This window comes from Stenotrophomonas sp. Marseille-Q5258 (assembly GCF_946900935.1).
Taxonomy (GTDB): Bacteria; Pseudomonadota; Gammaproteobacteria; order Xanthomonadales; family Xanthomonadaceae; genus Stenotrophomonas; species Stenotrophomonas nematodicola.
Window position 1 is genome coordinate 81,717 of the sequence record NZ_CAMPPN010000008.1, and the last position, 18,974, is coordinate 100,690.

An 18,974-nucleotide genomic window follows, 5' to 3' on the forward strand; every position below is an offset into this window, starting at 1 on the left:
GTGCGTCACTACATCGCCACACCGCTGTCAGGAAGGCGCGATCCAGCGGAAAGTCAGGTTGATGCGCTCGGCCAGCGGCCGCGCGGTCTTGGGCAGCGCATGCTGGTAATGACGCTGCGTCTGCCCCCCCATCAACAGCAGATCGCCGTGGCCCAGCGTCACCTCGGCCTTGCGGGCGTGGTCGTCGCGACGGCGCAGCAGGAAACGCCGCTCGGCCCCCAGGCTGAGTGAGGCGATCAGCGGGGCCGGACCCAGCTCGGCTTCGTTGTCGCTGTGCCAGCCCATGCCGTCGTCGCCATCGCGGTAGCGGTTGAGCAGCACACTGTTGAACGCGGTCCCGCACAGCGCGGCGAGCCGCTCGCGCAGCGGCAGCAGCGCCGCATGCCAGGGCACCGGCACGAAGTCCGTGCCGGAATAGCGGTAGCGCGCTGCGGGGTCGCCCATCCAGCAGCTCAGCCGCGGCGAATCAACCTGCCGCCCGAACAGGCGGATGCGGTGTACCTCCCACGGCACGTCCTCGCGCAGCTGCCGCTGCAACGCGTCGGCCTCCGGGGCCGCCAGCCAGTGGCGGTGCCAGTGCACCCGGGCATCGGGAAGGTGGAGATCCATGCACTCCTCAGGGCTGCCGCAGCGCCCGCGGACGGGACGCTGCGATGCGCCTCCGGTCCGCTCAGGCCTGGACGAACGCCACGCCGGTTTTTTCCTTCAGTTCGTCCATGCCCACGCCAGGGGCGGCTTCCACCAGCACCAGGCCGCTGTCGGTGACGTCGAACACGGCCAGATCGGTGATGATGCGGTCGACCACGCCCACGCCGGTCAGCGGCAGGGTGCAGTCGGGCAGGATTTTGTGCTCGCCGTTCCTGGCGGTGTGCTCCATCAGCACCACCACGCGCTGCACGCCGGCCACCAGGTCCATCGCACCGCCCATGCCCTTGACCATCTTGCCGGGCACCATCCAGTTGGCCAGGTCCCCCTTGTCGGTGACCTGCATCGCGCCCAGGATGGCCAGGTTGATGTGGCCGCCGCGGATCATCGCGAAGCTGTCGTGGCTGCCGAAGTAGCTGGCGCCGGCACGGGCGGTGACGGTCTGCTTGCCGGCATTGATCAGGTCGGCATCGACCTCGTCTTCGGTCGGGAACGGGCCGATGCCGAGCAGGCCGTTTTCGGACTGCAACCACACATCCACGCCGTCGGGAATATGGTTGGCCACCAGGGTCGGCAGGCCGATGCCCAGATTCACATAGGCGCCGTCGGTCAGTTCGCGGGCGGCGCGTGCCGCCATTTCATCGCGGGTCCATGCCATGTCAGTTGCCCTCCGCACGGATGGTGCGCTGTTCGATACGCTTCTCGGGATGCGGGTTGTGCACGATGCGGTGCACGTAGATGCCGGGCAGGTGGACCTGGTCCGGATCGATGCTGCCCACCGGCACCACCTCCTCCACCTCGACGATGCACAGCCTGCCGGCCATCGCGCAGGCCGGGTTGAAGTTGCGCGCGGTCTTGCGGAACACCAGGTTGCCGGCTTCGTCGGCCTTCCACGCCTTGACCAGCGCCACGTCGGCGCGCAGCGCGGTTTCCATCACGTAGTGCTTGCCGTCGAACTCGCGGGTTTCCTTGCCCTCGGCTACCACGGTGCCGTAGCCGGTGGCGGTGAAGAACGCGGGAATGCCCGCGCCGCCGGCGCGCAGGCGCTCGGCCAGGGTGCCCTGCGGGTTGAACTCCAGTTCCAGCTCACCGGCCAGGAACTGACGCTCGAATTCCTTGTTCTCACCCACGTAGGACGAGATCATTTTCTGGATCTGGCGCGTTTCCAGCAGCTGGCCCAGGCCGAAGCCATCCACGCCGGCATTGTTGGAGATCACCGTCAGGCCCTTGGCCCCGGTGTCGCGCAGCGCTGCGATCAGCGCCTCGGGAATGCCGCACAGGCCGAAACCACCCACCGCCAGGGTCTGGCCATCGGCGATCACGCCCTGCAGTGCCTCGGCGGCGCTGGCGTACTGCTTGCCACGCCGCGTGGCGGTGTCCGGGGACTTGCTCATCTACGCCCTCACCTCGTTGATGTAAGCGCGCATTGTAGCGGCTGGACGCTGTTTTCCCTGCCGCGCTGCAGCGCGTTCAGCGCGCGGGGAACTGCGCCATCACCTGCGCAAGGCCGTCCTGCCAGGTCGGCAGAGCAAGGCCGAAGTCGGCCTGCAGGCGCGTCACATCAAGGTGCGAGCAGGCAGGCCGGAGCGCAGGCGTGGGGTACTCGGCGGTGGTGATCGCCTCCACCCGCGGTGCACGCGACAACACGCCTCGGGCCACCGCCGCCGCGAAGATCGCTTCGGCAAATCCATGCCAGCTGGTGTCGCCCGTGGCCGTCAGGTGCCACGTGCCGGACAGGCCACCGGGATGTCGCAGCGCGTGCGCGGTGACATCGGCGATCAGGGCTGCCGGCGTGGGTGTGCCGATCTGGTCGGCGACCACGCGCAACACATCACGCTCGGCGCCCACCCGCAGCATCGTGCGCAGAAAATTGGTGCCGTGCGGGGCGTATACCCAGGCGGTGCGGAAGATCAGATGGCGGCCGCCGGCGGCACGGATGGCGTCTTCGCCGTCGCGCTTGGTGGTGCCGTATACGTTGAGCGGCGCGGTGGGCGCGTCCTCCCGATACGGCACGCGTGAGCGCCCATCGAAGACGTAGTCGGTCGAGTAGTGCACAAACGGCACGTCGTGCCGTGCGCACCAGCGTGCGATGGCCGCAGGGGCCTCGGTGTTCGCCCGGCGCGCGGCGTCCGGCTCCTGCTCCGCCCGGTCGACAGCCGTGTACGCGGCCGCATTGACCACCACGGAGGGCCGCAGGCGGTCGAGCATCACCGGCAGCGATGCCGGTCGATCCAGATCAGCCACCTCGCACACCGTGCCGTCGGCGAGCCGGCCGCTGCGGGTGGTGGCGGTCAGCGGTCCGGACGGCGCCAGCGCGCGCAGCAGTTCCTGCCCGAGCTGGCCATTGCCGCCCAGCACCAGCGCGGTCATGCCGTGTAGACCGGCAGCCGGTCGGGGTCGATGTCCGCCAGGAACGGGGCCTGCTCATCCTTGGCCGACAGCGACGGGGCGCTGATCGGCCAGTCGACGGCGAGGTCGGCATCATTCCAGCGGATGGCCGCATCGGCCTCTTTGACGTACACGTCGGTGCACAGGTAGTTGAACAGGGCCGTCTCGGACAACACCGCAAAGCCATGCGCGAACCCCGGCGGAATCCACAGCTGGCGGCGGTTCTCGCCGCTGAGAATGAACGCCTCCCAGCGGCCGAACGTGGGCGAGCCGCGGCGGATGTCGACTGCCACGTCATACACCTCGCCCTGCAGCACCGTCACCAGTTTTCCCTGCGGGCGCGGCCACTGGTAATGCAGGCCGCGCAGGACCCCCTTCGACGAGGAGGACACATTGCTCTGGACGAAACCGCCCGGAAGGTCGTGCGCGGCAAAGCGCTCGGCATTCCAGGTCTCGAAGAAGAACCCGCGGTCATCGCCGAACACACTCGGCTCGATTACCTTGCAGCCCGGAAGCAAGGTGTCGATGATTTTCACGGCACCGTTCCTCGCTGCACCAGCTTGTGCAGGTACTGGCCGTAACCGTTCTTGATCAACGGCGCGGCCAGCGCTTCCAGCTGCTCGGCATTGATCCAGCCCTGACCGAACGCGATTTCTTCCGGGCAGCACACCTGCAGGCCCTGTCGGGTCTGGATGGTTTCAATGAAGTTGGACGCCTCCAGCAAGGACTGGTGCGTACCGGTATCCAGCCAGGCATACCCGCGGCCGAGCGCTTCCAGGTGCAACTGGCCTTCGCGCAGGTAGCGCTGGTTGAGATCGGTGATCTCCAGCTCGCCGCGCGGCGACGGCTTGAGGTCGGCGGCATAGTCGCTGGCATTGCCGTCGTAGAAGTACAGGCCGGTGACCGCGTAGTTGGAACGCGGCTGGCTCGGCTTCTCCACCAGATCCACGACCTTGCCGGCGCTGTCGAATTCGGCCACGCCATAGCGCTCCGGGTCATTGACCCAGTAGCCGAACACCGTTGCGCCGTTCTGCCGTTCGTCGGCGTTGCGCAGCATCTGCCGCAGGCCGTGACCGTGGAAAATGTTGTCGCCCAGCACCAGGCAGCTCGGCTTGCCGCCGATGAAGTCGCGGCCGATCAGGTACGCCTGCGCCAGCCCGTCCGGGCTCGGCTGCACGGCGTACTCGATGTTCATGCCCCACTGCGAACCATCCCCCAGCAACGCCTGGAACAACGCCTGCTCGTGCGGGGTGTTGATGATCAGCACATCGCGGATGCCCGTCAGCATCAGCACGCTGAGCGGGTAGTAGATCATCGGCTTGTCGTACACCGGGAGCAGCTGCTTGCTGACGCCCTTGGTGATCGGATAGAGGCGGGTGCCTGAGCCACCGGCGAGAATGATGCCCTTGCGTTGCGTCATGCGGTTGTCCTGTGTCTGGTGGTCGCCGCCGGTCAGGCGGCGGTGCCGATGCGCTGCAGGCGGTAGCTGCCGTCGAGCACGCCGTTGACCCATGCCTGGTTGTCCAGATACCAGTCCACGGTCAAGGCGATGCCCTGCTCGAAGGTGTACTTGGGCTCCCAGCCCAACTGATCCTTCAGCTTGGAGGCATCGATCGCATAACGACGGTCATGGCCGGGGCGGTCGGCCACGTAGGTGACCTGGCTGCTGCGCGGCTGGCCGTCCTCGCGCGGACGACGCGCATCGAGCAGCGCGCAGATCGCATGCACCACCTCGATGTTCTCCTTCTCGGAGTTGCCGCCCACGTTGTAGGTCTCCCCGACCTGGCCCTTGGCCAGCACGGTGCGGATCGCTTCGCAGTGGTCGGACACGAACAGCCAGTCGCGCACCTGCCTGCCGTCGCCATACACCGGCAGGGGCTCGCCGGCCAGCGCCTTGGCGATCACCAGCGGGATGAGCTTCTCGGGGAAGTGGTACGGGCCGTAGTTGTTGGAGCAGTTGGTGGTCAGCACCGGCAACCCGTAGGTGTGGTGGAACGCACGCACCAGGTGGTCCGACGCCGCCTTGGACGCCGAGTACGGCGAGTTCGGCGCATACGGGGTGGTTTCGCTGAACTTGCCCGTCTCGCCCAGGGTGCCGTACACCTCATCGGTGGACACGTGCAGGAAACGGAATGCCGCGCCCTGCTCTGGCGGCAGCGCCTTCCAGTAGTCCCGCACCGCTTCCAGCAATCCCAGCGTGCCGACTACGTTGGTCTGGATGAACGCGCCCGGACCATCGATGGACCGGTCCACATGGCTTTCGGCCGCGAAGTTCAGCACCGCGTCGGGCCGATGCTCCGCCAGCAGACGGGTCACCAGCGCCCGGTCACCGATGTCGCCCTCGACAAACACGTGGTTGGCATTGCCTTCCAGCGAGGACAGGGTCTTGAGGTTGCCCGCGTAGGTCAGCGCATCGAGATTGATGACGCGCACGCCGTTGGCAACCGCCTCCAGTACAAAATTACCGCCAATGAAGCCGGCTCCGCCAGTTACAAGCCAAGTGGGCACTACCCGTTCTCCTGTTCGGTTACGTCCCGGGCGGGTAGGTGGGCCGCCCCGGCACAGCGGCACAGCATACATCGCACCCGCCTTCACGACTGCCTGCCGGAGGTGAACGCCCCCCGCGCTGGCGCCCGTTTCTGCTGCATTGCGGCATCACCATACGCATTCGCATGGTGCCGCGCAGGCAGTTAGAATCCAGGTCCCACCCCCGAACCGGTTGCTGTTCCAAGGACCGGACGTTCCCCCGTTATTGAAGGATCCCGCACCAGATGAAAATCCTCGTCGCGTACAAGCGCGTGGTGGACTACAACGTCCGCATTCAGGTCAAGCCGGACGGTTCCGGCGTGGTCACCGACGGCGTCAAGCTGTCGCCCAACCCCTTTGACGAGATCGCCCTGGAAGAAGCGCTGCGCCTGCGCGACAAGGGCATCGCCACCGAGGTGGTGGTCGCCACCATCGCACCGGCCGATGCCCAGGCCCACCTGCGCAACGGTCTGGCGATGGGCGCCAACCGGGCCGTCCACGTGGTCACCGACCAGGCCATCCAGCCGCTGACCGCCGCGCGCACCCTGCTCAAGCTGGTCGAGAAGGAACAGCCGGACCTGGTGATCCTCGGCAAGCAGGCGATCGACGACGATGCCAACCAGACCGGCCAGATGCTGGCCACGCTGTGGGGCCGCCCGCAGGCGACCTTCGCCAGCAAGCTGGACATCGCCGACGGCAAGGCCACGGTCACCCGTGAAGTCGACGCCGGTCTGGAGACGCTGGAAGTGGACCTGCCGGCCGTGGTCACCACCGATCTGCGCCTGAACGAGCCGCGCTTCATCAAGCTGCCCGACATCATGAAGGCCAAGGCCAAGCCGCTGGAAACCCTGCAGCTGGCCGATCTGGGCGTGGACGCCGCCGACACCTTCAACACCACCCACTACGCCGCGCCGGTCAAGCGCAGCAAGGGCGTGATGGTCAAGGACGCGGCCGAACTGGTCGCCGCACTCAAGCAGAAGGGGTTGCTGTAATGACCAAGATCCTCGTTGTTGCCGAACACCATGACGGCAAGCTCAACGCCGCCACCGCCAAGACGGTCAGCGCTGCGGCCGCCATCAGCGGCGCCAGCATCGACGTGGTCGTGCTGGCGGCCGACCCGGCGGCTGTGGCCGCCCAGGCCGCCGAACTGGCCGGTGTGGCCAAGGTACTGACCGTGGCCAACGCCGCCAATGCCCAGGCCCTGGCCCAGGTGCTGGCACCGCAGATCGCACAGCTGGCCACCGGCTACACGCATGTGTTCGGGCCGTCGACCACCTTCGGCAAGGACCTGATGCCCTGCGTGGCCGCCCTGCTCGGCGTCAACCAGGTCTCCGACCTGATGACCGTCGAAGGCAGCCACAGCTTCAAGCGCCCGATCTATGCCGGCAATGCGATCATCACGGTGGACGTGCCGGCCGACCAGATCGTGGTTGCCACCGTGCGCGCCGCGTCCTGGCCGGAAGCGGCCAAGGGCGGCAGCGCCGCCGTTGAAGCGGCCAGCGTGGACGCGGCCCTGCCGACCCACACCCGCTTCATCGGGCTGGCCGCGGGCGCCACCGACCGACCGGACCTGCAGAGCGCCAGGCGCGTGGTCTCCGGCGGCCGCGGCGTCGGTTCGGAAGAGAACTTCAAGGTCATCTTCCAGCTGGCCGACAAGCTCGGCGCCGCCGTCGGCGCATCGCGTGCGGCGGTGGATGCCGGCTATGTCCCCAGCGACCTGCAGGTCGGCCAGACCGGCAAGATCATCTCGCCGGAGCTGTACGTGGCCGTGGGCATCAGCGGCGCCATCCAGCACCTGACCGGCATCAAGGATGCCGGCACCATCGTGGCCATCAACAAGGACCCGGATTCGCCGATCTTCGAGATCGCCGACATCGGTCTGGTCGGGGACCTGTTCACGTTGCTGCCTGAGCTCGAAGCGGCGCTGTAAGCGCTGTGTGACGCCTGGGCCGCGCCACCAGAGGGTGTCGCGGCCCTTTCATTCTCTGGCCCTGGAAGGCCCTCCGCTCGAAAAAGCGACCCGTTCCTCAGAACGCTGTCGCTATAATCGGCGGTCACCCCCGTAAGGACTGCATTGATGACGCTCCCCTGTTTCAAGGCATACGACATCCGCGGCCGCGTTCCGGAAGAACTGGACGTGGCCCTCGCCGAGCGCATTGGCGCCGGCACCGCGTCCCTGCTGGGACCGGGGCCTGTCGTCCTGGGACGCGACATCCGCCTGAGCAGCCCGGAGCTGCAGGCTGCCCTGGAAAAAGGATTCACCGGTGCAGGCCGTGATGTGATCGACATCGGGCTGTGCGGTACCGAGGAGGTCTATTTCCAGACCTTCCACCGCCAGGCCGCCGGCGGCGTGATGGTCACCGCCAGCCACAACCCGATGGGCTACAACGGCATGAAGCTGGTGCGTGAACACGCGCGCCCGATCAGCGGCGACACCGGCCTGTTCGACGTGCGCGACTTTGCCGCCGGTGATGCACCGCTGCCCTCGGGGGAGGGTGTGGTGCGCAGCGATACCGACAAAACCGCCTACATCCAGCACCTGCTGGGCTATGTCGATGTGGCCGCGCTGAAGCCGTTGAAGATCGTGGTCAACGCCGGCAACGGCGGTGCCGGTCTGGTGATCGACGAACTGGCACCGCACCTGCCGTTCGAGTTCATCCGCATCCAGCATGAGCCCGACGGCACGTTCCCCAACGGCATCCCCAACCCGCTGCTGCCGGAAAACCGCGCCGCCACGGCCGATGCGGTGCGCGCCCACGGCGCCGATTTCGGCATTGCCTGGGACGGCGATTTCGACCGTTGCTTCTTCTTCGACAGCACCGGCGCATTCATCGAGGGCTACTACCTGGTCGGCCTGCTGGCCGTGGCACTGCTCAAGCGCCGGCCGGGCGGCAAGATCATCCACGACCCGCGCCTGACCTGGAACACGGTTGAAATGGTCGAACAGGCCGGTGGCGTGCCGATCATGAGCAAAACCGGCCACGCGTTCATCAAGGAGCGCATGCGCGCCGAAGATGCCATCTACGGTGGCGAGATGAGCGCGCACCATTACTTCCGCGACTTCGCCTACTGCGACTCCGGCATGATTCCGTGGCTGCTGATCGCCGAACTGGTCTCGCAGACCGGCACGTCGCTTGGCGACCTGGTCGCCGATCGCATGCAGGCCTTCCCCTGCAGCGGCGAGATCAACTTCCGCGTCGACGACGCCAAGGCCGCGACCGCCCGCGTGCTGGCCCACTATGCGGACCAGGCGCCCGAACTGGATCACACCGATGGGGTCAGCGTCGAATTCGCCACCTGGCGTTTCAACCTGCGCAGCTCCAATACCGAACCGCTTCTGCGGCTGAACGTCGAGACCCGTGGCGATGCCGCGCTGCTGCGCGCCCGGACCGAAGAGCTCACCGCTCTGATCGGCGGACAAGCCCCCCAACACTGATTCAGGACGATCTCCATGTTGCCCATTCTCCCCGTCATCCTTTCCGGTGGCTCCGGTACCCGCCTCTGGCCGCTCTCGCGCGAGGCATACCCGAAACAGTTCCTGCCGCTGGTGGGCGATGTCACGATGCTGCAGGCCACCTGGAACCGCGTGGCCGCCATCGCCGGCAGGGCGCCGATCGTGGTGGCCAACCAGGAACACCGTTTCATGGCCGCCGAACAGCTGCGCGAATGCAGCGTGGTGCCGCAGGCGCTGATTCTCGAACCGATCGGGCGCAACACCGCACCGGCGATCGCCATCGCCGCGCTGCAGGTGCTGGCCGGCGGTGAGGACGCGCTGCTGCTGGTGCTGCCGTCCGACCATGTGGTCCGCAACGATGCCGCCTTCCACGCGGCGGTCAAGCAGGCGGCTGTGGCCGCTGATGCCGGCAAGCTGGTCACCTTCGGCATCGTGCCGACGGCCCCGGAAACCGGCTATGGCTACATCAAGGCCCACGCCGGCGAAGGCGTGCGCGGCGTCGACCGCTTCGTCGAGAAGCCGAACCTGGAGACCGCCCAGCAGTACGTCAGCTCCGGCGAGTACTACTGGAACAGCGGCATGTTCCTGTTCAAGGCATCCCGTTACCTGCAGGAGCTGGAGGCGCTGCAGCCGGCCATGCTGGCGGCCTGCCGCGCCGCGCTGGACAAGGCCTCGCGTGACAGCGACTTCATCCGCCTGGATGCCGAAGCCTTCGCGGCCAGCCCCAACGATTCGATCGACTATGCGGTGATGGAGAAGACCGCCGATGCCGCCGTGGTTCCGCTGGATGCCGGCTGGAATGACGTGGGCTCCTGGTCGGCGCTGTGGGACGTGTCAGACAAGGACGCCGACGGCAATGCCTGCCACGGCGACGTCATCGCGCTGGACTGCCGCAACAGCTATGCCTACGGCACCCGCCTGATCGCGATGGTCGGGCTGGAAGATGTGGTGGTCGTGGAGACCGACGACGCCGTATTCGTGGGCCACAAGGACCGCGTGCAGGACGTCAAGGAAATCGTCGGCCAGATCAAGCGCGACGGCCGCAGCGAAGCCGCTGCGCACCGCAAGGTCTACCGCCCGTGGGGTGCGTACGACTCCATCGACAACGGCGCCCGTTTCCAGGTCAAGCGCATCACGGTCAAGCCCGGTGCCACGCTGAGCCTGCAGATGCACCACCACCGCGCCGAGCACTGGATCGTGGTCAGCGGCACTGCCGAGGTCACCCGCGGCGACGAGGTGATCCTGCTCACCGAGAACCAGAGCACCTACATCCCGCTCGGCGTGACCCATCGCCTCAAGAATCCGGGCAAGCTGCCGCTTGAGCTGATCGAGGTGCAGTCGGGCAGCTATCTCGGCGAGGACGACATCGTGCGGTTCGAAGACCAGTACGGTCGCGCCCAGTAAGGCCATCGCCCGCCCCTTCCCTCTTTTCTTGCAGCCAACATCCATGACCACCCAGATTCCCGTCAACTCCCTGTCACGGCATATCGCCCCCCTGCAGGAGCAGTTGGGCGCCATCGCGGGACAGATCATCGCGAGCGGTTATTACGTGCTCGGCCCGAACGTCAAGGCCTTCGAGCAGGAGTTCGCCGCGTATTGCGGCGCCGCGCACTGCGTCAGCGTGGCCAACGGTACCGATGCGCTGGAACTGTCCCTGCGTGCCCTTGGCGTGACCGAGGGTGACACGGTCGGCGTGGTCGCCAACGCGGCGATGTACGGCACGTCGGCCGTCCTGGCCTGCGGCGCAACGCCGCTGTTCATCGACACCGAGGCAACCACCGGCGTGATGTCGGTGGCGTGCCTGCAGGCAGCGCTGGACGACGGCGCTGCGCCGAAGGCGGTCATCGTCACCCACCTGTACGGTCAGCTGGCCGATATCGAGGCGATCGTGGCACTGTGCCACGCGCGTGGCATCAAGGTAGTGGAAGACTGCGCCCAGGCACATGGCGCCACGCGCAACCAGACGCGCGCCGGCAGCTTCGGCGACATCGCCAGCTTCAGCTTCTACCCGACCAAGAACCTGGGTGCACTGGGCGACGGCGGCGCGATTGTCAGCAATGACGCTGCACTGGCCCAGACTGCCGCACAGCTGCGCCAGTACGGCTGGTCGGCCAAGTACACCAACAGCCTGCGCGGTGGCCGCAACAGCCGACTGGACGAAATCCAGGCGGCGATGCTGCGCGCGATGCTGCCGCACCTGGATGCGTGGAATGCGCGCCGCCGCGACATCGCCAACCGCTATGCCGCTGGCATCCGCAACCCGCGCATCCAGGTGGCAGCGCCGGTGGGCGAGGACAACGTGGCCCACCTGTACGTGGTGCGCACCGATGATCGCGATGCCCTGCGCAGCCACCTGCAGGCGGCCGGCGTGCAGACAGAGATCCACTATCCGCTGTGCGACCACCGCCAGCCGTGCCATGCCGGCGCGTTCGATGCCGTGCGGCTGCCTGCCACCGAAGCCGATGCCGAGCGCGTGCTCACCCTGCCCTGCTTCCCGGAACTGACCGACGAAGAAGCCGACCAGGTCATCGCCGCATGCAACCGGTTCTGAGCCGCGCGGCGCCATCGCTTGGGCTGGTCGTCCCGATCTACCGCAACGAGGGGTCGATCGACGACCTGCTGCAGGCGGTCGATCACATCTCCCGGTCGGTGGACGGCGACTTCGAAGCCATCTTCGTGGTCGACGGCAGTCCGGATCGCAGCCATGCGCTGCTGCGCGAGAAACTGCCGCAGTGCGCGTTCCGCGCCCAGCTGGTCAACCTGACCCGCAACTTCGGCGCGTTCCCGGCCATCCGTACCGGCCTGCAGCAGAGCCGGGCCGACGTGACCGCAGTGATGGCGGCCGATCTGCAGGAGCCGCCGGATCTGGTGATCAACTTCTGGAAGCGCTACGCCGCCGACCACTACGATGTCGCCTTCGGCATCCGCGAGGCACGGCAGGACCCGATGGGCTCCAAGCTGGCGTCCACCGCCTTCTGGGCGCTGTACCGCCGGTTGGTCATCAAGGATATTCCGAAGGGCGGCGTGGACATCTTCGCGGTAAGCGCGGATTTCCGCGAGCGCCTGCTGCTGCTCAACGAATCGCATTCCAGCCTGCTGGCACAGCTGTTCTGGCTCGGGGGCAAGCGCGAGTTCGTCCCGTATCAGCGCCGCGAACGCCAGCACGGCAAGAGCGCGTGGACGCTGAGCAAGAAGCTGCGCTACCTGTCCGACAGCGTATTCGCCTTTACCGATCTGCCGGTGCGGATGCTCACGGCACTGGGCCTGCTGGCGCTGGTGTTCACCGTGCTGCTCGGCGTACTGGTGGTGGCAGCCAAGCTGTCCGGCCTGGTCACCGTGCCCGGCTATGCCGGCACCATCCTGACGGTCCTGTTCTTCGGCGCCCTCAATTCTTTGGGCCTCGGCATTGTCGGCACCTACGCCTGGCATGCGTTTGAGAACACCAAGGCGCGTCCCCTGTCGATCACCCAATCGGTCGAGACCTTCGAGAAGGAAGTCACGTGAGTCATTTCGTTCATCCCAACGCCCTGTGCGAGAGCGACCAGATCGGCGACGGCACCCGGATCTGGGCCTTCGCCCATGTACTGCCGGGCGCGCGCCTGGGCAGCGACTGCAACATCTGCGACGGCGTCTTTGTCGAATCGGACGTGGTGGTCGGCGACCGCGTCACCATCAAGTGCGGTGTCCAGCTGTGGAACGGCGTGCGCCTGGGTGACGACGTGTTCGTCGGCCCCAATGCCACCTTCACCAATGACCTGTTCCCGCGCAGCAAGGTCTACCCCGACCAGTTCCTGGGCACCGTGGTGGAAGCCGGCGCGTCGATTGGTGCCAACGCCACGATCCTGGCGGGCACCACCATCGGCAGCGGCGCGATGATCGGTGCCGGGGCGGTGGTGACCCGTTCGGTCCCCCCGAATGCGATCGTGGTCGGCAATCCCGGGCGCATCGTCGGCTACGTCAGCGACAAGGACGGCGCCGCGCACGCGCCGCAGATCAACGCACCGCAGGGCATCGCCGAAACCGCCGTACCGGGCGTCAAGCTGTACACCATGCCGAGCTACGTGGACATCCGCGGCTCGTTGTCGGTCGGTGATTTCGATTCCTTCCTGCCGTTCGCAGCCAAGCGCTACTTCCTGGTGTACGGCGTGCCCACCCAGGAAACCCGCGGCGAGCACGCGCACAAGCGTTGCCACCAGTTCCTGGTCTGCGTGTCGGGGTCGGTGCGTGTGCTGGCCGATGACGGTACCCGCCGCATCGATGTCGAATTGAATTCGCCCAGCCAGGGCATTCACCTGCCGCCGATGATCTGGGGTACCCAGTACAAGTACTCCAAGGATGCCGTACTGCTGGTGTTCGCGTCCGAACCCTACGATTCGGACGAGTACATCCGCGACTACGCCAGCTTCAAGTCGCTGGCACATGCCGCAGGTTGATACCGGCGCTCCCGGCGGTCTGCCGACCGGACCGCAACGCCCGCCGCTGCACGTGCTGGCGCTGCGTTTCCTGGTCGGTGGCGCCCTCAACACGGGCGCCACCCTGGTGCTGTACTGGGTGCTGCTGCGGTTCATGCATTACCAGGCGGCGTACCTGATCAGCTACTGCGCCGGCATCGTACTCAGCTACGCCTTGAACACGCGCTATGTGTTCAAGGCCCGGCACAGCTGGCTGAAGTTCGCGGCGTTCCCGCTGATCTACGCCGTTGTCTATGTACTGGGTGCGCTCACGCTCAAGGTGACGGTGGGCTACTTCCACGTCCCGGCCGCACTGGGTCCCATCATTTCCATCGTCGTCACGCTTCCTGTTTCCTTCCTGCTGACCCGTGCGCTTCTGCAGCGTCCGGATCGCTAACCGCATCGCAGCGCGGAGTCATCCTCCGTCTGCCCGGCATCGAGTCCGTCCATGAGCCTGAACACCCCGCCTTCCCCATCCACCGCGCTGTTCCGCCGCTGGAGCTTCCTTGTCCTGCCGTGCGCGATCATGGTCGCGCTGCTGTGGTTGCCCTTTGGCTTCAGCATCACCGGCCTTATCGAAGAATGGGACGTGCTTGCGCTGTTCACGCTGCGCGAGCCCTTCATCTGGGTGAGCCCCGACGGCCCGCTGGCTCCGCACCGGCTGCGTCCCCTGACCGTGGCTCCGCATGCGATCGGCTACCTGCTCGATCCCAACTCGTTCGCCTATTGGCACGCGCTGTTGATGGGCTCGCTGCTGCTCAAGGGTATCGGCGCCGGCCTGATGGGTTGGTGGCTGACCCATTCGCGTCGCTGGGCGGCGGTGCTCGGGCTGCTGGTGGTGTTCTACCCCGCCGACACGATGCAGCTCTCGTTCCGCTCCTTCCATATCGACTGGTCGATCTCGCTGTCGCTGCTTGCCGTGGCCCTGTGCGCGTTCGGTTACACCCTGCAGAAGCCCTGGCAGCGTGCCATTGCGATGCTGCTGGCGGTTCCCTGCGCCGTCCTCGCCACGTTCGCCTATGAGGCCGCGCTGACCTTCGTCGTCGTTCCGCTGCTGCTGCTGTACGCGCGCTTCGGTGTGCGCGGCGCTCTGGCCAAGGTCAACGGACACCGCATCGTCAGCGCTGCCTGGATCGCCGGCATTCTGGTCAACGTCGCCTACGTGCTGTACGCCAAGGGCAGCGGTGAAACCTACCAGGCCAGCCTGGTGGGAACCGCCATGCAGATCGACGTGGTGGACCGCCTTCAGCGCGTGGTGGGAATCGGCTTCGGTCGCACCCTCGTCGGCGGTTGGCTGGATGCCCTGGCCATCACCTGGTTCGAGTACCGCACCCACCTCTATCTGGCTCTGTGCGCGGTCCTGGTCGGTTACACCGTCTGGCGCAGCAGCCGGGCCCTGCCGGGCGAGAATGCCCTGGCCGACATCGCCACGCCGTCCACCTCGGTGGTACGCCTGGGGATCACCGGTCTGGTGATGATCGGCCTGGGCTACCTGCCCTTCGCCGCGTCCCTGCCGCACCTGGAGATTTCCCAGCGTACCTTCCTGGGGGCAGCACCCGGTGGCGCCCTTCTGTGCGTCGGCGTGCTGATCGCCCTCACCCGCCGCAGCTGGGGGCTGGGCGTGGTCGTGACGGCGGCTGCCCTGGTGGTCGCCTTTGCCGCCCAGATGTTCCAGTTCGACCATTACCGACGCCTGTCGGCCACGCAGCAGACCCTGCTCGGCGACATCGTCGGGAACGTGCCCCCGCCCCGGCTCGACCAGACCCTGGTCATCATCGACAAGCGCGACCAGCTCAACGACGTCTGGATGGTCCGCGAGGGGATGGTGATGGCACTGACCTATCTGTACGACCGCCCGATCGAGCGGCCGATCATCTGCAGCCCGTCTGGCAACGTCTGGCAGTTCCCCAACGTGGAGGGACGGCTGGGTACCTGCGAAGCAACCGAGGACGGCTGGAACCTGACCGAGGCGCCGCTGGTGAGTGCCCCGGGCACCCCGGCAGCGACCCGCCAGATCAAGCGCGGTGCCGCCGTAGTGGTCACCCTGGAGGCGGACGGCACCACCACGTCCAGCGCTTCCCCGGAGGCGCTGGAGAACTACCGGCGCTTGCTCGAAACCGGCCACTCCAGCGTGGCCGAACGCTACCGCAACATCCTGCGCCGTCAGCCCTGGCCGCTGGCCTTCGAGCAGTTCCGTACCGAGCGCGCCAGCGACCGCTTCCGCTGGGACTTCGGTCGGTGGTGGAGCATGGAGCAGCCGACCCGTGGGTCGGGCTGGATCGCCGGCCGCTGGACGATTGCCAACCACACCCTGCCGGTCTGGCGCTCGGCCGCCTGGAAGACCCTCCCGGAAGCGACCCTGCAGTTCGACCTGCTGCCGGACGCCCGCCCGTATACGCTGACGGCCCGTGTCCTGCAGATCGTGCCGCCGACCACGCCGGAGTCGATCAAGCTGCGCGTCAATGACCATCTGATCGCAGTGACGTGGAAGGACGCCAGCACGCTGAGCGCCGAGGTTCCAGCCGACGCGCTGAAGATCGGCACCAATGTGATCGCCTTCGACAGCCCGGTGACCCGCGACCCCACCCCCCTGAGTTTCCTCATCGACTGGGTGTCTCTGGACCCCGTGCCCCCCTCTCCCGCGAACTGATCCGGCGCTGTATCATTCGCCCGGTTGCATGTCCACCATTCCACGCCCTGGAAGGATTGCCGTCGATGGATCCGACCACTTCAATCCAACAGCTCATCGAGCATTTCATGAATACACAGTACCGCAGGTTTGCATTCCCCCTGATTCTTGCCTCCACCTTCGCACTGGCGGCCTGTTCCTCCAACGAAAGCGAAGCGCCGGCGGCGGCTGAACAGGCTGCTGCTCCGGCAGACGCGCCGGCGGCGGCGGCCAGCCAGAACAAGCCGCTGACCCAGGAAGAAGTCTCGATCGCCATCGAACAGGTGGGTCAGGCCACCTACAACGCGGCTGACGACACCCTGACCGTGGCCTTCAAGGTCACCAACAACGGCAAGGTCGCGCTGCCGGCCAACGGCGGCCAGAATGTGTCCGCCGGCGTGCTGCAGCTGGTGCCGGACCCGGCCAACCCGGAAGGCAAGCGTGGCCAGGACATCGGTCGCGCCGTGCTGAATGGCGATCTGCAGGTCGGCCAGTCGCAGGAACTGAAGGCCTCCGTGCCGGCAGCCCTGCTGGTCGGCAACAAGCTGCAGGTTGAACTGCTGCAGGAAGCCGTTGCATGGTTCGGCTTCAACTTCCAGCAGCCGGTGCTGGTGCTGGGCCCGTTCGCGCGCTGCGCCGACGGCAAGGGCCTGTGCGACGACAAGGGTGCGCCGATCACGGCAGCTACCCCGTAATTTTGCGGTAAACGCTTGAAAAAACGCCCCGGCAGCGCGCTGCGCTCCGGGGCGTTTTCATGTCAGGACCGCGCCATCGGCACCGTCCGGGAGGCCGCCAGGATCAGGCGTCGAGCATCCACTGCAGGGTTTCCCGCAGCGGCCGGAAGGTGATGCCGCCGGTCAGCGCCATGAAGCGCGCATTGGAGCCGGCAAGCCGGTCCACGTCATGGCTGCGGATCAGGCCCGAATCGCTTTCAATGGCGAAATCCAGGCCGGACAGCTCGCTGACGATATCGATGACCGTGCGCAGCGAGGTGGATACGCCGCTGCAGATGTTGACGACATCGCCGCGGCAGCGCTGCTCGATCAGCATGCCGTAGCAACGGACCAGATCGCGGACATCGGTGAAATCCCGCTCCACGTCCAGGTTGCCAAGCCGCAGGTCGGTACTGCCGCGCCGGGCGTGGTCGATCACCTTGGCCACAAAGAACGAGGGCGACTGGCCGACCCCGGTGTAATTGAACGGACGCGTCACCATGATCGGCAATCGGTCCATATACAGGCGCGCCACATGTTCGCTGGCGACCTTGCTGATGGCGTAATCGTTGAAGGGTGCCATCGGCGACTGCTCGGTGAGCAGTTCGCTGGAGGAGGCACCGTACACGTGCGCGCTGCTGGGCAGCACCACGCTGTGCAGGGGCGTATCCAACTCGACCAGCGCATCGAGCAGATTGCGCGTGCCCATGATGTTGGCCTGGTAGATCGCCGAGACGTCACGGTGCGCGACGTGCGAGACGCCCGCCAGGTGGACGACGACCTGGGGCTGGATGCGGGACAGCGCCGCCGCCAGTGCATCGCGGTCCAGGATGTCGGCGATGACGTGCTCACGCCCTGCGATCGGGCTGCGGCTGATTCCCTGCACCTGGTAACCAAGCCGTTCCAGCTCGGCGGCCATGTAAGGGCCCGTGAATCCCTCGATTCCGGTTATCGCTGCGATGGGCTTCATGGGAGAGTTCCGTTGAGGTTCGACTGCCTAGGTGGAACCGCGGTGGACGGACCGGAGTACCGGCCCGTCCCACGCGATTGGACGATTAAGCAACGACTTCGCCGGTCAGAACGATGCGCCGGCCTCATTGCGGCGCAGGTCGGCAGCCACCATCATCTCGCACAGCTCTTCCAGCGTGGTGGACGGTTCCCAGCCCAGCTCGCGCTTGGCCTTTTCCGGGTTGCCGATCAGCAGGTCCACTTCGGCCGGACGGTGGAACTTCGGGTTGATCTTGACCAGGGTCTTGCCCGAGGCGCTGCAGGTGCCCACTTCGTCCAGGCCGGTGCCATTCCAGGCCAGGTCCACGCCGATGGCCTTGAACGCCATCGTCACGAAGTCGCGCACGGTCTCGGTACGGTTGGTGGCCAGCACGTAGGTGTCCGGCTTGTCGGCCTGCAGCATCCGCCACATGCCTTCCACGTATTCCTTGGCAAAGCCCCAGTCACGCTTGGCGTCCAGGTTGCCCAGCTCCAGCACATCCAGCTTGCCCAGCTTGATCTTGGCGACCGAGTCGGTGATCTTGCGGGTCACGAACTCGCGGCCGCGCAGCGGGGACTCGTGGTTGAACAGGATGCCGCTGGACGCGAACATGTCGTAGGACTCGCGGTAGTTCACCGTCATCCAGTGCGCGTAGAGCTTGGCCACGCCGTACGGGCTGCGCGGGTAGAACTGGGTCTGCTCGGTCTGCGGCACCTGCTGTACCAGGCCGAACATCTCCGAGGTCGACGCCTGGTAGAAGCGGATCTTCGGGTTGACCGCACGGATGGCTTCGAGCAGGTTCAGTGCGCCCAGCGCGGTGATCTGCGCGGTCAGCACGGGTTGGTCGAAGGACACGCCCACGAAGCTCTGGGCAGCCAGGTTGTAGACCTCGGTGGCCTCGCTTTCCTGCAGCAGGCGGATCGACGACCCCAGGTCCTGCAGGTCGTGCTCGACCAGGTGCAGATTCGGGTGCTTCTCGATGCCGAGCTCTTCAATACGCCAGAAGTTGACCGAGCTGGTACGGCGGTAGGTGCCGTAGACCTTGTAGCCCTTTTCAAGGAGCAACTGCGCCAGGTAAGCGCCGTCCTGGCCGGAAATACCGGTGATAACTGCAGATTTCATGGTTTTCATTCCTGGGTGA

The 18,974-nt window shown here is 66.5% G+C and carries 19 protein-coding genes; 10 read left to right on the top strand and 9 right to left on the bottom strand.

Going from position 1 to position 18,974, the window contains the following annotated elements; translation table 11 throughout:
* Positions 1–27: 27 nt before the first annotated feature.
* The 7 genes from OC534_RS06330 to rfbB all read right to left on the bottom strand — a co-directional run bounded on the left by OC534_RS06330 (position 28) and on the right by rfbB (position 5,541).
* Positions 28–609 carry an alpha-ketoglutarate-dependent dioxygenase AlkB gene (locus OC534_RS06330; protein ID WP_136003597.1) on the bottom strand — a complete coding sequence of 194 codons (582 nt, stop codon included), beginning with the start codon at positions 607–609 and terminating at the stop codon, positions 28–30.
* Positions 610–670: 61 nt separating this feature from the next.
* Positions 671–1,303 (bottom strand): CoA transferase subunit B, encoded by a 633-nt coding sequence (locus OC534_RS06335; RefSeq protein ID WP_136003595.1) that lies wholly within the window; start codon positions 1,301–1,303, stop codon positions 671–673.
* Between the two features lies 1 nt (position 1,304).
* Positions 1,305–2,039: a CoA transferase subunit A gene (locus tag OC534_RS06340; RefSeq protein ID WP_017354692.1), complete on the bottom strand. Its 735-nt coding sequence runs from the start codon at positions 2,037–2,039 to the stop codon at positions 1,305–1,307.
* A gap of 76 nt (positions 2,040–2,115) precedes the next feature.
* Entirely contained in the window at positions 2,116–3,015 is a 900-nt protein-coding gene (gene rfbD, locus OC534_RS06345; RefSeq protein WP_017354693.1) for a dTDP-4-dehydrorhamnose reductase, read from the bottom strand.
* Positions 3,012–3,569 (bottom strand): dTDP-4-dehydrorhamnose 3,5-epimerase, encoded by a 558-nt coding sequence (gene rfbC, locus OC534_RS06350; RefSeq protein WP_153164926.1) that lies wholly within the window; start codon positions 3,567–3,569, stop codon positions 3,012–3,014. Before rfbC ends, rfbD begins: the two co-directional genes overlap by 4 nt.
* Positions 3,566–4,453, bottom strand: a complete 888-nt coding sequence (gene rfbA, locus OC534_RS06355) for a glucose-1-phosphate thymidylyltransferase RfbA (RefSeq protein ID WP_017354695.1) — start codon at positions 4,451–4,453, stop codon at positions 3,566–3,568. Before rfbA ends, rfbC begins: the two co-directional genes overlap by 4 nt.
* A 32-nt stretch (positions 4,454–4,485) precedes the next feature.
* Positions 4,486–5,541 (bottom strand): dTDP-glucose 4,6-dehydratase, encoded by a 1,056-nt coding sequence (gene rfbB / locus OC534_RS06360; protein WP_166472594.1) that lies wholly within the window; start codon positions 5,539–5,541, stop codon positions 4,486–4,488.
* A gap of 263 nt (positions 5,542–5,804) precedes the next feature.
* Here rfbB and OC534_RS06365 point away from each other — a divergent pair, with 263 nt between their 5' ends.
* The 10 genes from OC534_RS06365 to OC534_RS06410 all read left to right on the top strand — a co-directional run bounded on the left by OC534_RS06365 (position 5,805) and on the right by OC534_RS06410 (position 16,827).
* Positions 5,805–6,551 (top strand): electron transfer flavoprotein subunit beta/FixA family protein, encoded by a 747-nt coding sequence (locus tag OC534_RS06365; RefSeq protein ID WP_017354697.1) that lies wholly within the window; start codon positions 5,805–5,807, stop codon positions 6,549–6,551.
* The gene (locus tag OC534_RS06370; protein WP_136003583.1) at positions 6,551–7,489 is read left to right on the top strand and encodes an electron transfer flavoprotein subunit alpha/FixB family protein; all 939 of its coding nucleotides are present in this window, start codon (positions 6,551–6,553) and stop codon (positions 7,487–7,489) included. The genes OC534_RS06365 and OC534_RS06370 overlap by 1 nt, the downstream gene beginning before the upstream one ends.
* A gap of 147 nt (positions 7,490–7,636) precedes the next feature.
* Positions 7,637–8,995 (top strand): phosphomannomutase/phosphoglucomutase, encoded by a 1,359-nt coding sequence (locus OC534_RS06375; RefSeq protein ID WP_017354699.1) that lies wholly within the window; start codon positions 7,637–7,639, stop codon positions 8,993–8,995.
* A gap of 15 nt (positions 8,996–9,010) precedes the next feature.
* Complete coding sequence (locus OC534_RS06380; RefSeq protein WP_262071575.1) at positions 9,011–10,417, top strand: mannose-1-phosphate guanylyltransferase/mannose-6-phosphate isomerase; 1,407 nt, start codon at positions 9,011–9,013, stop codon at positions 10,415–10,417.
* A gap of 43 nt (positions 10,418–10,460) precedes the next feature.
* Positions 10,461–11,564, top strand: coding sequence for a DegT/DnrJ/EryC1/StrS family aminotransferase (locus OC534_RS06385; RefSeq protein WP_153164927.1), 1,104 nt, complete (start codon positions 10,461–10,463; stop codon positions 11,562–11,564).
* Positions 11,549–12,517, top strand: coding sequence for a glycosyltransferase family 2 protein (locus OC534_RS06390; protein ID WP_017354702.1), 969 nt, complete (start codon positions 11,549–11,551; stop codon positions 12,515–12,517). The genes OC534_RS06385 and OC534_RS06390 overlap by 16 nt, the downstream gene beginning before the upstream one ends.
* Complete coding sequence (locus OC534_RS06395; RefSeq protein WP_017354703.1) at positions 12,514–13,446, top strand: WxcM-like domain-containing protein; 933 nt, start codon at positions 12,514–12,516, stop codon at positions 13,444–13,446. The genes OC534_RS06390 and OC534_RS06395 overlap by 4 nt, the downstream gene beginning before the upstream one ends.
* Positions 13,433–13,861, top strand: coding sequence for a GtrA family protein (locus OC534_RS06400; protein WP_017354704.1), 429 nt, complete (start codon positions 13,433–13,435; stop codon positions 13,859–13,861). Before OC534_RS06395 ends, OC534_RS06400 begins: the two co-directional genes overlap by 14 nt.
* A 51-nt stretch (positions 13,862–13,912) precedes the next feature.
* Positions 13,913–16,114, top strand: coding sequence for a hypothetical protein (locus OC534_RS06405; protein ID WP_051008556.1), 2,202 nt, complete (start codon positions 13,913–13,915; stop codon positions 16,112–16,114).
* 107 nt (positions 16,115–16,221) lie between these two features.
* Positions 16,222–16,827 carry a hypothetical protein gene (locus OC534_RS06410; protein ID WP_154081106.1) on the top strand — a complete coding sequence of 202 codons (606 nt, stop codon included), beginning with the start codon at positions 16,222–16,224 and terminating at the stop codon, positions 16,825–16,827.
* Positions 16,828–16,930: 103 nt separating this feature from the next.
* On the opposite strand, the gene OC534_RS06415 is transcribed toward OC534_RS06410, so the two are convergent.
* Entirely contained in the window at positions 16,931–17,815 is an 885-nt protein-coding gene (locus OC534_RS06415; protein WP_026070554.1) for an NAD-dependent epimerase/dehydratase family protein, read from the bottom strand.
* A gap of 105 nt (positions 17,816–17,920) precedes the next feature.
* Positions 17,921–18,955: a GDP-mannose 4,6-dehydratase gene (gene gmd, locus OC534_RS06420; RefSeq protein ID WP_026070555.1), complete on the bottom strand. Its 1,035-nt coding sequence runs from the start codon at positions 18,953–18,955 to the stop codon at positions 17,921–17,923.
* Between the last annotated feature and the right edge of the window lie 19 nt (positions 18,956–18,974).

Bases quoted from the DNA above. Each gene is read 5' to 3' on its own strand.
- OC534_RS06375 (WP_017354699.1), top strand. From the start codon at position 7,637: ATGACGCTCCCCTGTTTCAAGGCATACGACATCCGCGGCCGCGTTCCG.
- OC534_RS06410 (WP_154081106.1), top strand. From the start codon at position 16,222: ATGAATACACAGTACCGCAGGTTTGCATTCCCCCTGATTCTTGCCTCC.
- OC534_RS06415 (WP_026070554.1), bottom strand. From the start codon at position 17,815: ATGAAGCCCATCGCAGCGATAACCGGAATCGAGGGATTCACGGGCCCT.
- rfbD (WP_017354693.1), bottom strand. From the start codon at position 3,015: ATGACCGCGCTGGTGCTGGGCGGCAATGGCCAGCTCGGGCAGGAACTG.
- OC534_RS06340 (WP_017354692.1), bottom strand. From the start codon at position 2,039: ATGAGCAAGTCCCCGGACACCGCCACGCGGCGTGGCAAGCAGTACGCC.
- OC534_RS06330 (WP_136003597.1), bottom strand. From the start codon at position 609: ATGGATCTCCACCTTCCCGATGCCCGGGTGCACTGGCACCGCCACTGG.
- OC534_RS06335 (WP_136003595.1), bottom strand. From the start codon at position 1,303: ATGGCATGGACCCGCGATGAAATGGCGGCACGCGCCGCCCGCGAACTG.
- gmd (WP_026070555.1), bottom strand. From the start codon at position 18,955: ATGAAATCTGCAGTTATCACCGGTATTTCCGGCCAGGACGGCGCTTAC.
- OC534_RS06405 (WP_051008556.1), top strand. From the start codon at position 13,913: ATGAGCCTGAACACCCCGCCTTCCCCATCCACCGCGCTGTTCCGCCGC.
- rfbA (WP_017354695.1), bottom strand. From the start codon at position 4,453: ATGACGCAACGCAAGGGCATCATTCTCGCCGGTGGCTCAGGCACCCGC.
- OC534_RS06365 (WP_017354697.1), top strand. From the start codon at position 5,805: ATGAAAATCCTCGTCGCGTACAAGCGCGTGGTGGACTACAACGTCCGC.
- OC534_RS06400 (WP_017354704.1), top strand. From the start codon at position 13,433: ATGCCGCAGGTTGATACCGGCGCTCCCGGCGGTCTGCCGACCGGACCG.
- OC534_RS06380 (WP_262071575.1), top strand. From the start codon at position 9,011: ATGTTGCCCATTCTCCCCGTCATCCTTTCCGGTGGCTCCGGTACCCGC.
- OC534_RS06390 (WP_017354702.1), top strand. From the start codon at position 11,549: ATGCAACCGGTTCTGAGCCGCGCGGCGCCATCGCTTGGGCTGGTCGTC.
- OC534_RS06385 (WP_153164927.1), top strand. From the start codon at position 10,461: ATGACCACCCAGATTCCCGTCAACTCCCTGTCACGGCATATCGCCCCC.
- OC534_RS06370 (WP_136003583.1), top strand. From the start codon at position 6,551: ATGACCAAGATCCTCGTTGTTGCCGAACACCATGACGGCAAGCTCAAC.